The sequence below is a fragment of the Pantoea sp. BS_8 genome (assembly GCF_041954965.1).
Taxonomy (GTDB): domain Bacteria; phylum Pseudomonadota; class Gammaproteobacteria; order Enterobacterales; family Enterobacteriaceae; genus Pantoea; species Pantoea stewartii.
Map to the genome: position 1 here is coordinate 177,962 of NZ_JAVAXU010000003.1, position 14,237 is coordinate 192,198.

The 14,237-nt window shown below is 54.6% G+C and carries 10 protein-coding genes; 7 read left to right on the forward strand and 3 right to left on the reverse strand.

Translation table 11 applies throughout. The features are described from left to right. Nucleotides 1-8: 8 nt before the first annotated feature. On the reverse strand, nt 9-2,288 hold the full coding sequence (gene maeB / locus RAC65_RS09740; RefSeq protein ID WP_324021100.1) for an NADP-dependent oxaloacetate-decarboxylating malate dehydrogenase: 2,280 nt from the start codon (nt 2,286-2,288) through the stop codon (nt 9-11). 360 nt (nt 2,289-2,648) lie between these two features. On the opposite strand from maeB, the gene tal reads away from it, so the two are divergent. From tal to RAC65_RS09755, 3 genes are all read left to right on the forward strand, one after another. Continuing rightward, nucleotides 2,649-3,599, forward strand: a complete 951-nt coding sequence (gene tal, locus RAC65_RS09745) for a transaldolase (RefSeq protein WP_033740815.1) — start codon at nt 2,649-2,651, stop codon at nt 3,597-3,599. A gap of 63 nt (nt 3,600-3,662) precedes the next feature. Then, a complete protein-coding gene (tkt, locus tag RAC65_RS09750) occupies nt 3,663-5,663 on the forward strand; it encodes a transketolase (RefSeq protein WP_375096638.1) in 2,001 nt (666 codons plus the stop codon). Between the two features lie 275 nt (nt 5,664-5,938). Continuing rightward, nucleotides 5,939-6,334: a VOC family protein gene (locus RAC65_RS09755; RefSeq protein ID WP_039339885.1), complete on the forward strand. Its 396-nt coding sequence runs from the start codon at nt 5,939-5,941 to the stop codon at nt 6,332-6,334. A 159-nt stretch (nt 6,335-6,493) separates the two neighbouring features. Here the strand turns inward: RAC65_RS09755 and RAC65_RS09760 are convergent, their stop codons facing one another. Continuing rightward, nucleotides 6,494-7,855: a 2-hydroxycarboxylate transporter family protein gene (locus tag RAC65_RS09760; RefSeq protein WP_033740821.1), complete on the reverse strand. Its 1,362-nt coding sequence runs from the start codon at nt 7,853-7,855 to the stop codon at nt 6,494-6,496. Between the two features lie 305 nt (nt 7,856-8,160). On the opposite strand from RAC65_RS09760, the gene RAC65_RS09765 reads away from it, so the two are divergent. From RAC65_RS09765 to ampH, 3 genes are all read left to right on the forward strand, one after another. Next, the gene (locus RAC65_RS09765; RefSeq protein WP_324021097.1) at nt 8,161-9,798 is read left to right on the forward strand and encodes a sensor histidine kinase; all 1,638 of its coding nucleotides are present in this window, start codon (nt 8,161-8,163) and stop codon (nt 9,796-9,798) included. Further along, nucleotides 9,788-10,474, forward strand: coding sequence for a response regulator (locus tag RAC65_RS09770; RefSeq protein WP_033740823.1), 687 nt, complete (start codon nt 9,788-9,790; stop codon nt 10,472-10,474). Before RAC65_RS09765 ends, RAC65_RS09770 begins: the two co-directional genes overlap by 11 nt. 211 nt (nt 10,475-10,685) lie before the next feature. Beyond that, nucleotides 10,686-11,849: a D-alanyl-D-alanine-carboxypeptidase/endopeptidase AmpH gene (ampH, locus tag RAC65_RS09775; RefSeq protein WP_324021525.1), complete on the forward strand. Its 1,164-nt coding sequence runs from the start codon at nt 10,686-10,688 to the stop codon at nt 11,847-11,849. Here ampH and RAC65_RS09780 read toward each other — a convergent pair. Further along, entirely contained in the window at nt 11,846-12,913 is a 1,068-nt protein-coding gene (locus tag RAC65_RS09780; RefSeq protein WP_039339889.1) for a DUF1176 domain-containing protein, read from the reverse strand. The genes ampH and RAC65_RS09780 overlap by 4 nt on opposite strands. Nucleotides 12,914-13,401: 488 nt before the next feature. Here RAC65_RS09780 and RAC65_RS09785 point away from each other — a divergent pair, with 488 nt between their 5' ends. Continuing rightward, the gene (locus RAC65_RS09785; RefSeq protein WP_006118387.1) at nt 13,402-14,232 is read left to right on the forward strand and encodes a DeoR/GlpR family DNA-binding transcription regulator; all 831 of its coding nucleotides are present in this window, start codon (nt 13,402-13,404) and stop codon (nt 14,230-14,232) included. Nucleotides 14,233-14,237: the final 5 nt, after the last annotated feature.

Genomic DNA, 14,237 nt, shown 5'->3' on the forward strand with positions numbered 1-14,237 from the left:
CCGGTTGATTACAGCGGCTGCGTCTGCGCTTCCACCACCGCCAGCGCAACCATATTGACGATCCGGCGCACGGACGCGATGCGCGTCAGCACGTGCACCGGCCGGGTCATGCCCATCAGCACCGGCCCGACCGTTACGCCTTCCGAACAGGACACGCGCAGCAGATTGTAGCTGATGCGCGCCGCTTCCACGTTGGGCATGATCAGCAGGTTTGCGCTGCCTTTCAGCGGGCTGTCGGGCATGATTTCCCGCCGGATGCTTTCCACCAGCGCCGCATCGCCGTGCATCTCCCCGTCGATTTCCAGCTCAGGCGCGCGCTGTTGCACCAGCGCCAGCACATCGCGCATTTTCTGCGCACCAGGCGCACTGGAGGTGCCAAAGCTGGAGTGCGACAGCAACGCCACGCGCGGCTCAATCCCAAAGCGACGGACGGTTTCCGCCGCCATCAACGTAATATCCGCCAGCTGTTCCGGTGTAGGATCGGCGTTGACGTAAGTATCCGCAATAAACGTGTTGCCATTCGGCAGTAACAGCGCATTCATGGCACCGGCCACCTTCACATCACTCCGCAGGCCCAGCACGCGCTCCACAATCTCGTAGTGCTCGTTATAATCGCCGATGGTGCCGCAGATCAGCGCATCGGCCTCACCACGGTAGACCATGATGGCACCGATGAGGGTCGGATTGCCAATAACGGCGCGCTGCGCCTGCTCGGGGGTGACACCGCGCCGCTTCATCATCTGGTAATACTCATTCCAGTACGCTTTAAAGCGGGGATCGGATTCGTTATTCACGATTTCAAAATCCTTTCCAGCCTCAATTTTGAGCCCCTGTTTTTCTAACCGCATGGCGATCACGTTGGGGCGACCTATCAGGATGGGTTTCGCCAGCCCCAGCGAGACCAGCTCCTGCGTAGCATGCAGCACCCGCACCTCTTCGCCCTCCGCCATCACCACCCGCTTCGGGGCTTTACGCGCCTGGGAAAAGATCGGCTTCATAAACAGGTTGGTCTTATACACAAACTCCGTGAGTTGCTCCCGGTAGGCATCAAAGTCGGCCACAGGCCGGGTTGCCACGCCGGACGCCATCGCCGCTTTCGCCACGGCAGGGGCTATCTGCACGATTAAACGTGGATCAAAGGGTTTGGGAATCAGATAGTCCGGTCCGAAGCGCAGGTCCTGATCGCTATAGGCCGAAGCCACTACGTCGCTTTGTTCCGCCTGTGCCAGTTCGGCAATGGCGTGTACGGCCGCCAGCTTCATCTCTTCATTGATGGCGGTGGCCCCCACATCCAGCGCGCCACGAAAGATAAACGGGAAGCAGAGCACGTTGTTCACCTGATTAGGAAAATCAGAACGTCCGGTGCAGATAATCGCATCCGGCCGTACGGCTTTCGCCAACGGCGGCAGAATTTCGGGATGGGGATTTGCCAGCGCCAGAATCAGCGGATCTTTCGCCATGCTTTTCACCATATCCTGCGTCAGGACATCCGGACCGGAACAGCCCAGGAAAATATCTGCACCCTCGATCACGTCGGCCAGCGTGCGCTTGCCGTGATCCTCCACGGCATAATCGGCTTTGGTGGCCGCCATATTGGGTTCGCGGTTACGGTAAATCAGCCCTTTCGAATCGCACACCTGAATATGGTCTTTCTGCAAGCCCAGCGCGACCAGCAGGTTCATACAGGCAATGGCCGATGCGCCCGCGCCTGACACCACCAGCCGTACATCAGCGATAGCCTTGTTGACGATGCGTAGTCCGTTCAGCACCGCCGCCGTACAGATGATGGCCGTGCCATGCTGGTCATCGTGAAACACCGGAATTTTCATGCGCTGCCGCAGTTGCTGTTCGATATAAAAACACTCGGGCGCTTTAATATCTTCAAGATTGATTCCGCCAAACGTGGGTTCCAGCGCGGCAATCACCTCGATCAGCTTATCGGGATCCTGTTCGTCGACCTCAATATCAAAAACGTCAATGCCCGCGAATTTCTTAAACAGAACGCCCTTGCCTTCCATCACCGGTTTCCCGGCCAGTGCGCCGATGTTCCCCAGCCCCAGTACCGCCGTACCGTTTGAAATCACCGCCACCAGATTGCCGCGCGCGGTGTACTTGTGCGCCGCCAGCGGATCGGCGGCGATTTCTAAACAGGGCGCCGCCACGCCAGGAGAATAGGCCAGCGCCAAATCCCGCTGGGTGGCAAGAGGTTTGGTGGGGGAAACCTGAATTTTTCCGGGAGTGGGATACTGATGAAAATCAAGCGCACTCTGCTTCAGTTGGTCATCCATTTGACATCCTTCTTCGCCAGGTAAGTGGATGTTCAGTATAGAAAGCACACCATCACAAAGCGGTGAGGCGGTTCAAAGAACCTTCTTTCTTAACGCACAGATTGCCACAGTCTACCCTGCGTCATTTTTCATGGCTGCTATCCTTAATGGCTGGACAGTCATTATCCGCAGAAATGTCATCTCGGGTGGTTGCGCACAACCCTCATCGCACAACATTCAGAGAAAACGCATTTTCACTGCACCTGGTCTGTTGCAATGTGGTGAGTCGGCGTTACTACGACGGGTAATGTCTGCACTGATTAGGGCACGAGGCCAGAGGTGTTCCCTTTTGTTACAACGTATTTTTCAAGGAGTGTAGAAATGAACCAGCTTGAAGCCCTTAAACAGTTCACGACCGTGGTGGCTGACAGTGGCGATATTGAGTCCATCCGTAATTATCACCCACAAGATGCGACGACTAACCCTTCGCTTATCCTGAAAGCATCTGCTCTCCAGCCTTACAAACATCTGATTGATGACGCCATCGACTACGCGAAAAAACAGGGTGGCAGCAAAGAAACGCAGATTATTAACGCCAGCGATAAAGTGGCCATTAACCTCGGTATGGAAATTCTGAAAAGCATACCAGGCCGTGTTTCGACCGAAGTGGATGCGCGCCTCTCCTTCGATCGTGGCATGTGCGTCACGAAAGCAGAAAAGCTGGTCCGCATGTATGAAGAGCACGGCATTGATCGCTCTCGCATCCTGATCAAACTGGCCTCCACATGGGAAGGCATTAAAGCCGCAGAAGAGCTGGAAAAGAATGGTATCCAGTGCAACCTGACGCTGCTGTTCTCCTTTGCCCAGGCGCGCGCCTGCGCCGAAGCCGGGGTTTATCTGATTTCGCCGTTTGTCGGCCGTATCTATGACTGGTACAACAGCCGCAAGCCCATGGACCCGTATAACGTCGACGAAGATCCGGGCGTGAAATCGGTGCGCCGTATTTACGATTATTATAAGAAGCATCGCTATGACACCATCATCATGGGTGCCAGCTTCCGTAAGGTCGAACAGGTACTGGCGCTGGCCGGGTGTGATCGGCTGACGCTGTCACCTAACCTGCTGGAGGAGTTGCAGAACAGCGAGGCGCCCGTAGAGCGTAAGCTTGAGCCTTCCACTGAATGTTTCCATCAGCCGTCGCCGCTGTCCGAAGCGGAGTTCCGCTGGGAACATAATCAGGACCCTATGGCGGTCGAAAAACTGGCAGACGGTATTCGCCAGTTCGCCGTTGACCAGCAAAAACTGGAAGATGTGCTGGCGGCGCGCCTGTAGTTTTTCCCCTCTTTTACCGGGCGGGCTCACTCCCGCCCTGATGCTTAACAAGGGAGACCCTTTATGTCCTCACGCAGAGAGTTGGCGAATGCGATTCGCGCATTAAGTATGGATGCGGTACAAAAAGCAAAATCCGGTCATCCTGGTGCGCCAATGGGCATGGCAGATATCGCCGAAGTGCTGTGGCGCGATTTCCTCAAGCATAATCCGACCAACCCCGCCTGGCTGGATCGCGACCGCTTTATCCTGTCTAACGGTCACGGCTCAATGCTGCTTTACAGTTTGCTGCACCTGACCGGGTACGATTTACCGATTGAAGAGCTAAAAAACTTCCGCCAGCTGCACTCCAAAACACCGGGCCACCCGGAAATTGGCTACACGCCGGGCGTGGAAACCACGACCGGTCCGCTGGGTCAGGGTCTGGCAAACGCCGTGGGTCTGGCCATTGCGGAACGGACGCTGGCTGCGCAGTTTAACCGTCCACAACACGATATCGTTGACCACTTCACCTACGTGTTTATGGGCGACGGCTGTCTGATGGAGGGGATTTCCCACGAAGTCTGCTCACTGGCCGGAACGCTTGGTCTGGGCAAACTGATCGGCTTCTATGACCACAACGGCATTTCCATCGATGGAGAGACCGAAGGCTGGTTTACGGATGACACGCACAAACGTTTCGAAGCCTATAACTGGCACGTGGTCGGTGAAATTGATGGTCACGATGCCGAGGCCGTTAAAGCCGCAATTAAAGAAGCGCAAAGCGTCACCGATAAGCCGTCACTGATTATCTGCCGCACGGTTATTGGCTTTGGTTCACCGAATAAAGCCGGTAAAGAAGAGGCACACGGGGCCGCGCTGGGTGAAGAAGAAGTCGCCCTGACGCGCAAGCAACTGGGCTGGAATTATCCGGCGTTTGAAATCCCGCAAGAGATTTACCAGCAGTGGGATGCCAAAGAAGCTGGCGCGGCGCGCGAAAAAGCCTGGAACGATAAGTTTGCCGCGTATCAGCAGGCTTATCCTGAACTGGCCGCAGAATATACGCGGCGTATGAACGGCGAAATGCCCGCAAACTGGGAAGCGGAAACTGCCCGATTCATTGCCGATCTGCAGGCGAATCCGCAAAAAATCGCCAGCCGCAAGGCCTCGCAAAATTCACTGGAAGCCTACGGCAAAATGCTGCCTGAATTCCTGGGCGGCTCTGCCGACCTCGCCCCCAGTAACCTCACCATCTGGTCAGGTTCAAAATCCATCAAAGAGGATCCGGCCGGGAACTACATCCACTACGGTGTGCGTGAATTTGGTATGACAGCCATTGGTAACGGTATTGCCCACCACGGTGGTTTTGTGCCCTATACCGCGACCTTCCTGATGTTCGTCGAGTACGCCCGTAATGCCGCGCGCATGGCGGCCCTGATGAAGGCCCGCCAGATTCTGGTTTATACCCATGACTCAATCGGTCTGGGTGAAGATGGTCCAACCCACCAGCCGGTAGAGCAGATTGCCAGCCTGCGCGTTACGCCGAATATGAGCGTCTGGCGTCCGTGCGATCAGGTGGAAACCGCTGTAGCCTGGCAGGCTGCGATTGAGCGTCATCATGGGCCTACCGCCCTGATCCTGTCGCGTCAGAATCTGGCACAGCCGGAGCGTACGGCGGAACAGGTGGCGAATATCAAACGCGGCGGTTACGTCCTGAAAGACTGTGAGGGCACGCCAGACGTCATTCTGATTGCCACCGGCTCTGAAGTGGAGATCACGCTGGGCGCAGCAACGAAGCTGACGACCGGCGGCCATAAGGTGCGGGTCGTTTCACTGCCTTCAACGGATCTGTTCGACGCGCAGGATGCGGCTTATCGCGAATCTGTGCTGCCTTCCGCTGTGAAAGCACGCGTGGCCGTGGAAGCAGGCATTGCAGATTACTGGTATAAGTATGTCGGGCTGGACGGTGCCATTGTCGGGATGGCTACATTCGGTGAATCTGCGCCAGCAGAAAAGCTGTTCGCGGAGTTTGGCTTCACGATAGAAAACATCGTCAGCCATGCCGAAGCCCTGCTGAAACCGGCATAATCCTCGCACTCACGCGATCCGGCTTCCTCAGCCGGATCGCGGTTTTGCTCTCAGCACGCCAGCCTGACGCTGGCGTGCTGCTTTCTGAAAACCCACCTTCTTCGGTAACCACGTTTTTCGCCGTGCCCGTTGCAATCAAATCCTTTTCCTCGCCCGGACGCTCAATGGCTGGCAGCACAGAAACAATAAGTGTGATTAACGTTGCATCGCCCGTTCCGTTTCAGCGACAGTGAGGTGAACTCAGTTTTTCTGGTGATCCGCTGACGAGGTAAAGGATGAGAACGCAAAAGCGATGCATGGGCTATATTGCCGTGGTGGTTGATGATTACGACCGCGCCATTGAGTACTACCGGGATCAACTGGGTTTCACCCTAATTGAAGACACGCCCCAACCGGGCAAGCGCTGGGTTGTCGTCTCACCGAACCCCGACAGCGACTGCCATCTTCTGCTGGCGCGCGCATCAAACGAACGTCAGGCCGGTTTTATCGGAGACCAGTGCGGTGGCCGTGTCTTTTTGTTTCTTCAGACGGATGATTTTTGGCGGGATTATCACGCTATGAAGGCAAAAGGGGTGCACTTTTGTGAGGAACCCAGACAGGAAGCCTACGGCACGGTGGTAGTGTTTGAAGACATCTATGGCAACCGCTGGGATCTTTATCAGAATGCCTGAGACGGGATTCAACTGACGCTAAAGACCCTTAAAAGTGCAAAGCCCTCTCGTCATTAAACATATGAAGTGAAGTGCTCGCGCCCTGGTAACATACGATTGAAGCAGACGAAACGCGTCAGCAAGGCACCTTACAGGTCGCCTTGCTGACCTTAACAACCGTTACTTTAAAAAGTGGCTCAGCAGCAGCAAAGAGAGCGAAACGTTGATGGCTCCACCGATACGCGTCGCGATCTGAGCAAACGGCATCAGGCCCATGCGGTTACCGGCGGTAAGAATGGCTACATCGCCCGTCCCGCCCTGCCCACTCTGGCAGCAGGAAACAATGGCGACATCAATGGGATGCATGCCAATCTTTTTCCCGACAAAAAAGCCCGTTGCGACCAGCGCACTGACCGTGCTGATAATGACCAGCAGATTGGTGAGCGTAAACGCGGTGACCAGCACATGCCACGGCGTAATGGCCACACCGACAGCGAACAGGACGGGATAGGTCACTGCGGTGCGGAAAAAGCGATAGACCACCTGAGAACCGGCCAGAATACGGGGCGAAACGCCATTGACCAGTTTCACCAGCACGGCCAGGAACAGCATCCCTACCGGCGCAGGCAGCCCTGTCAGCTTCTGCCCCAGCATCCCTACCATATAGAGCAGCACCGCAAGCAGCGCCCCGGAGGCAATGGCCGTTACGTCAACTTTACCGGAAAAAACGGACTGCAGCGGCTCGGGCTCAACGTTCGTGACATTCGGCATCAGCTGGCCTTCCCCGGTGAGGTGCGGATAACGTTTACCCAGTTGGTTCAGGCAGCCGGAAATAATAATGGCGGTCACGCCCCCCAGCATCACCATCGGCAGGATACGGCCCAGCGCCACGCCCTGATCCATATGGAGCAACGCCGCATAGCCGATGGAGAGCGGAATGGCCCCTTCGCCGACGCCACCCGCCATAATGGGCAGAATGATAAAAAAGAAAATCTGGAACGGCTCCAGCCCCAACGCTAATCCGACGCCCATGCCGACAATCATGCCCACGATTTCACCGCACAGCATGGGGAAAAAGATGCGCAGAAAGCCCTGAATCAGCACCGTACGGTTCATGCTCATGATGCTGCCGACGATGATGCAGCAAATATAGAGATAGAGAATATTGGTCGATTTATAGAACTGCGTTGTTGAGGTCACCACAATATCGGGAAGTAACCCGTAATAGACCAGCGCAGAGGGAATAAAGGTTGCGCAGATAGCTGCGGCGCCCAGACGGCCCACCACCGGCAGACGTTTACCAAATTCACCGCAGGCAAAACCAAAAAAGGCCAGCGTGGCGACCATGACGACGATATCGCTGGCCAGTTTCCCGCTCAGGCAGTCCAGTGCAATGAGCACACCGGCCAGCACAAACAGAGGAAGAGGGATAATCCCGACTTTCCAGTTATCCATAATATGCCACCACTGCTCCTTCAGGGTTTTCCTGCGCGGTGAACGGGCCAGCGTATCAGACAGAAAAGAATTATCAGGTGAGCGCATTATTAACCTCTTTGCATCATCGTTTTTTTTCAGAATGCCGTGAAAAAAAGCGGAATTACGTGAAGGAGAAGGTATCTGGCATAAAGTTTTAATGGTGTTATTTCCAGAGCGTGATCCGCATCCTGGTAATCGTCGTGGTGTTTATGGTTTTTATTCCCCGCAGCCGTTGTTTGTCCTTTGCTGACGCTTCCCTGCCCTCTGAAAACGATTTAATCCCATTAATATCAAACAGATAAACGCATGTAGTGTCTGTTGTTAAAAAGATGATACATTGAAGTTATTATTCCAAAATGCGCGTGACAGTCATGAAATTGTCATTTCAAACAAAGCTGTTTCTTTCGCTCGTTGTTTTTTCGTCTGTCCTGTTCGTGTTACTGGGAAGCTATTACTACGTCAGCATCACCCGGCAGCTTTATCAGGCGATGAGCATGCGCGCGAAGGTGCAGGCAGACGAAATCGCGCTGATTCCGGAACTGAGAAAAGCGGTGGCGGATCGGGATATCCCGGCCATTAATATGCTGATGAGGGCTATTGCCCGGAAAAGCGATGCCAGTTTTATGGTGATTGGCGATAACCGTGGCCTGCACCTTTTTCACTCGGTGACGGCGGACCGGGTTGGCAAACCCCTGGTCGGCGGAGACAACGCGGCAGTACTGGCAGGGAAAAGTATCACCACCATCCGGACAGGCGGACTGGGAATCTCCCTGCGCAGCAAATCGCCTATCCTGAACGATCGCGGGCAGGTGGTCGGTATCGTGTCCGTTGGTTATCTCGCCCGCTATCTGGATGCCATCACGTTCAGCAACATGATCAACCTGCTGATCGTGGCGGCCCTGGTGCTTATCGCCCTGTTTATTTTCTCCTGGTTTTTCACCTGCAATATTAAAAAACAGATTTTCTCGCTGGAACCGCGCGAGATCGGCCTGATGGTCCGTCAGCAAAACGCCATGATGGAATCGATCTATGAAGGCGTGATTGTCATCAATGAACACCTGCAGATCGAAGTGATCAACCAGGCCGCCCGAAAGCTGTTAGGCCTTTCACAGTCCGCCGAGGCGCTGCGAGGGCAGTCTGTCAGCCAGATCATTTCGCCCGTCCCCTTTTTATCGCAGCCCGTGATGCTGGAGAAAGATACCCACGATGAGATTAGCCAGTTTAACGCGCTCACCGTCATCGCCAGCCGGGTACGTATCATGCTGGAGGACGCGCTGATGGGCTGGGTAATCTCCTTCCGCGATTTTAACGACATCGACTCCCTTAGCGCCCAGCTCAGCCAGGTGAAACGTTATGTCGATAATCTGCGCATTATGCGGCATGAGCAGCTTAACCGAATGAACACGCTTTCCGGGCTGTTGCACATGGGGCGTTTTGAAGACGCGATTGACTACATTGAGGCGCAGTCAGAACACGAGCAGGAGTGGCTGGACTTTGTCTCCGCACGCTTCAGCTCGCCACTGCTGTGCGGCTTGTTACTGGGCAAAGCGGCACGCGCCAGAGAAAAAGGCGTTATCCTCCACTTTGATCCCGCATGCCTGATGGACAAGCCCTTTCCCCCACTGTCAGAGGCTGAACTGATCTCGGTCATTGGCAATTTGCTGGACAACGCGATTGAAGCCACGCAACGCGCCCCGATGCCTCATGAACCTGTTGAAGTGCTGATTAAGCTCAGCGCCCGTGAGCTGATCATCGAAGTGGCGGATCACGGCGTGGGCATTGCACCTGCCATCCGCGAACACATGTTTGAACGTGGCGTCACCACGAAAACCCGGGGCGATCACGGTATCGGGCTGTATTTAACAAAAAGCTATATTACCCGCGCAGGGGGCACCATTGAGGTCAGCGACAATGTGCCACGTGGCGCCATTTTCTCGCTGTTTATCCCCTGCGCGCAAACCCACCGCTGTCCCGTAACGGAAACGGAGAAGGTCCGCGATGCAACATGAGCCTGTGACTGTCCTGATTGTGGAAGATGAGCCTGAACTGGCTCAGCTTCATGCCGAACTGATTGGTAAACACCCTGAACTCAGGCTGATCGGTATCGCCGGGTCACTGGCAGAAGCCAGACAGCAGCTTGCCATCAGTGCGCCACAGCTGCTATTGCTGGATAATTATCTGCCCGATGGCAAAGGCATCACCCTGATTGGCGATCCGTTGCTGGCCCACGCAAACTGTTCCATTATTTTTATTACGGCGGCCAGTGATATGGATACCTGTAGCCAGGCCATCCGCAACGGTGCCTTCGATTACGTCCTTAAACCTGTGTCCTGGAAACGGCTTAACCGCTCGCTTGCCAACTTTATCGCTTTCGCAGACCAGCAGCGCACATGGAAGATTGTCGATCAGAAAAATGTCGATGTCCTTTATCAGCTACAGGCGAAGAACTACCCGCACGATAACGGCAGCAAAGGTATTGAGGAAACGACTCTCGCGCGGGTCCAGACACTTTTTACGCCAGCCACCACGCGGCTTTTTTCGGTTGATGAGGTGATGACCGAAACCGGGCTCAGTAAAACAACCGCCCGTCGCTATCTGGAGCACTGCGTGGAAACCGGCTTTCTGACGGTAGAAATGCTGTATGGCAAAGTGGGCCATCCCAGGCGCATGTACAAACGGCCATGAACTGCGGCGCGCCACGCCGCCAGTGCAGCGGCTCGGTCCGGCGGCCTCTGCGGGGCAAAACATATCCCCCGTCCGCTGATGTCCATGGCCGCCATCGCCAGCTGACTGTAATCTGAAATAAAAAAAACTGTGCTTTGCTCTTCCCGTCATCCTTAAACTGATTACTATAGGTTTTCACCCGACTCCTATAGCGAAGCCCTCTCCGTTGAAAATGCGCACTCCTTATTTACTGGCTTTACTGGTTTCTTTGCTTCCCCTTAAAAGCACGGCGCAGGTTGCGCCCGATCCCTTACTGGCCTCCCAGATTGTCGATCGCTATGCAGAGCATATCTTTTATGCCAGTGGTGCCACCGGCATGGCCCTGGTGGCAATAGACGGTAATCAGCGCGTCTTTACCAGCTTTGGTGATACCCGGCCCGGCAACAATATTCGTCCGCAAAAGGATTCGTTAATTCGTATTGCCTCGCTCAGTAAATTAATGACCAGTGAGGTGATGGTAAAAATGGCCGAGCGCGGCGAGATTCGTCTGGACGATCCGCTGAGTAAGTATGCGCCTCCGGGAAAACGGGTCCCTGGTTTCGACGGTCAACCGATTCGGTTGATTAACCTCGCCACTCACACCAGTGGCCTGCCGCGCGAGCAGCCCGGCGGTAAGCCGCATCGTCCGGTTTTTGTCTGGCCTACGCAAAGTGAGCGCTGGAACTGGCTGAACACCGCCAGCCTGAAAGCGGCACCCGGCACCAATGCGGCCTATTCCAACCTGGGTTACGATCTGTTGGGTGATGCGCTGTCACGTGCGGCGGATAAACCTTATCCGGCCCTGTTTCAGCAGCTGATCACCCGCCCGCTGGGCATGAAGGACACCACGTTTACCCCGTCACCCGAACAGTGCGCCCGTTTAATGGTGGCGGAAAAAGGAGCCAGTCCGTGTAATAACACGCTGGCGGCTATCGGCAGCGGTGGCGTCTATTCAACGCCGGATGATATGGGACGCTGGATGCAGCAGTTTCTGAACTCCTCCGTGAATCGCCGCACGCCACAGATCGATCGCCTGCAGACATTAATCTACCGTCGCGATCAGCTTCACAAGGTGGATGGAATGGACGTGCCAGGTAAAGCCGACGCTCTCGGCATGGGTTGGGTTTATATGGGACCGTCAAAGGGGCGTCCGGGGATCATTCAGAAAACCGGCGGTGGCGGGGGTTTCATCACCTATATAGCGATGGTGCCGCAGAATAATGTGGGCGTTTTTGTGGTGGTGACCCGATCTCCCCTGACCCGCTTCACGCCAATGAGTGACGGTGTAAATAACCTGCTGGCGGAGTTGGTGGGCAATCAGACCGGTTCCCCCATGATGGTGCAGGCGATTCCTTAACGGCTGCCATCCGCAGAGGCTGACTGGCTTACCCAGAGCGTGGGCCAGTCATCGCTGCTGTGCCAGGCATCGCAGGTTGATTCTTCGGCATATTCCGCTAACACAAAGTGCTCACCGTTAAACTGCCAGCGGGACGCTGTACCGCAGTCGCCCAGTCCCCGCCCTTTACCAAAGGTGTAAAGCTGGCCGGTTGCCGCATCGTAATCCGCATTAATCAGCTCCAGCTGGCGCTCTCCTCCCTCGGGCGGCGTAAAGGGTAAAGTCAGGCTGACACCGCGTGCCACATAGGGCGGCGCGCGCGTCACTTCAAACGCCCGATCGATCACGTTATACGCCCCCATCTCACAGCTCACCAGCAGCAAGGCTTTTTTGTCCGTCAGCGGCGAGACGCTGACTTCGCGTCGCAGTGGATCGAGCGAACAGGTATCTGAATTAACCCGCCAGGTGCCGTAATCAATCAGGCCACTGGTTTCTTCCCGCGTCAGCGGTACAGGCGCGGCCATGGGAGGTGGCAGCTGCGGAATCGCCGGAGCAGCAGGCACGCCGTTGCGTTCGCCCCGTCGAACCCAGGCGCTCATGCTATTCACCCGCCCCTGTACGTCGTCCATGTACAACAGGGCCGCTTTCATGCCACGCAATGAAACCTGTGGGCTGGCGCTGAACGTCAGCTGCAGATTTTTTGCATCCATGGTGAGTTCAAGAAATTCGTTAATGGCAATCGGGTTGCGGGTGGCAAGATGATGCGGCTCTACGTCCCAGTGCTTGAAATCAGGACGAAGACGACGCTGATCTACCAGCAGATTATCTTTGAGCGCCGGCCCCGGCAGCGCACCACTATAGGCACTGCCGTAATCAATACGTAACAGGGGCTGGTCATCCGCCCCGGCATGTCGCGACAGGGTCATCACCAAACCACGGTCACCCTGCGTGCTGCGCGCAACGCAAAAGGCCGCGTTATTGCAGGTTAACTGCCAGTCAGAAAACAGTTTCTGCACCGGTTCAGCCTGGACGGCGGCGACCATGAATAAAGGCAACGCAAACAGCGATTTCATCCTGTACCACATTAAGAAAATCGAGCCCCAACTTCTCTGAGTGGAAGATGATAGCGTAATCGCGCACGTCACGACGTTCGCATTCTGTGAAGTGCCCAGCAAGCGCAGCTAACTGCCTAAAAAACATCCATTTTGCAACAGCCGTAGCGCCCTGTCGTGCGCAATGCGGTCATCATGCGTATTCGTCAGCGTTCTCTCAATCGGATTCGTCGGACTATCCGGACAGGCAAAGCGGTCAAATACACATAAACGGGCAAAAGCGGGCATGATAGAGTCGCCGCAGAATGCAGGATAAAATGTTCACAGCGGATCCTGAGACCGCTAAATAACCCTTATTTAGTGAGACAAATCACTAAATAATATTATTGCTTTCATTTCGTTTCATTAAAACCCAACACTGATCTCTTTATGCGCGTTGCAAAAACAGGTCCTGCGTACCCACGCTCAGGCCACATTTTTGCCGCGTGCCTTCCAGTACTTTATAGCCATCGGAGGCCATTATGTTGCCGATTGAACGCCAGCAGAGAATTATCGATGAATTAATGTGTAACGGACGGGTTATTGTCGCTGAACTCACCGCGTTATGTCGGGTTTCTCAGGAAACGATTCGCCGCGATTTAGCACAACTGGAAAAGAAAGGTATTTTACAGCGAAGCCATGGTGGTGCGGTTCCGGCTAAACGACACAGTGCAACGCTACAGGTTAATAATCGCGAGATTAATGAATCTGAATCGTCTTTTCGTCAACGCGTAAACGAACATGTTGACGCCAAAATGGCAATCGCGAAACGCGCGCTGGATTTTATTAGTGTGGGCGACTGCTTATTACTCGACAGTAGTACCACGTGTTTTTATCTGGCACGGCAATTACCGGATATTGAATTAACGGTATTAACCAATTCGTTACGCATTGTCCAGACGCTGGCAGCGCGCGGCAGTATTCGCACCATTTGTCTGGGCGGAGAATATTCAGATCGTTATGAAGATTTTCACGGCATTGTTACCGAGCAGCCGTTAAAAGAGTTTCAAATAAATAAGATCTTTTTTTCATGCAGCAGTCTGGGCAATGACGGTTATTTACGCGAAGGAAATGAACGTCATGCACATTTAAAACAACAGCTGATTCTGGCAGCAGAACGAAAACATTTATTACTGGATAGCTCTAAGTTTCTTCGGCCCTCATTCGCGCGTATTTGCCATTACCGTGATGTGGATTTTCTCATTACTGACCAGTTGAAAGATAAAGAGCTGGAACAGGAACTGGCCTGGAACGGCGTCAATATTATTGACTGCTCGCAGCGCCCCCAGTCTGTGCAGCTTATAAATAATTAAATGGA

Excerpts from the sequence above, each read along its gene's own strand:
- maeB (WP_324021100.1), bottom strand. The coding sequence starts at position 2,288 with ATGGATGACCAACTGAAGCAGAGTGCGCTTGATTTTCATCAGTATCCC.
- tal (WP_033740815.1), top strand. The coding sequence starts at position 2,649 with ATGAACCAGCTTGAAGCCCTTAAACAGTTCACGACCGTGGTGGCTGAC.
- tkt (WP_375096638.1), top strand. The coding sequence starts at position 3,663 with ATGTCCTCACGCAGAGAGTTGGCGAATGCGATTCGCGCATTAAGTATG.
- RAC65_RS09755 (WP_039339885.1), top strand. The coding sequence starts at position 5,939 with ATGAGAACGCAAAAGCGATGCATGGGCTATATTGCCGTGGTGGTTGAT.
- RAC65_RS09760 (WP_033740821.1), bottom strand. The coding sequence starts at position 7,855 with ATGCGCTCACCTGATAATTCTTTTCTGTCTGATACGCTGGCCCGTTCA.
- RAC65_RS09765 (WP_324021097.1), top strand. The coding sequence starts at position 8,161 with ATGAAATTGTCATTTCAAACAAAGCTGTTTCTTTCGCTCGTTGTTTTT.
- RAC65_RS09770 (WP_033740823.1), top strand. The coding sequence starts at position 9,788 with ATGCAACATGAGCCTGTGACTGTCCTGATTGTGGAAGATGAGCCTGAA.
- ampH (WP_324021525.1), top strand. The coding sequence starts at position 10,686 with ATGCGCACTCCTTATTTACTGGCTTTACTGGTTTCTTTGCTTCCCCTT.
- RAC65_RS09780 (WP_039339889.1), bottom strand. The coding sequence starts at position 12,913 with ATGTGGTACAGGATGAAATCGCTGTTTGCGTTGCCTTTATTCATGGTC.
- RAC65_RS09785 (WP_006118387.1), top strand. The coding sequence starts at position 13,402 with ATGTTGCCGATTGAACGCCAGCAGAGAATTATCGATGAATTAATGTGT.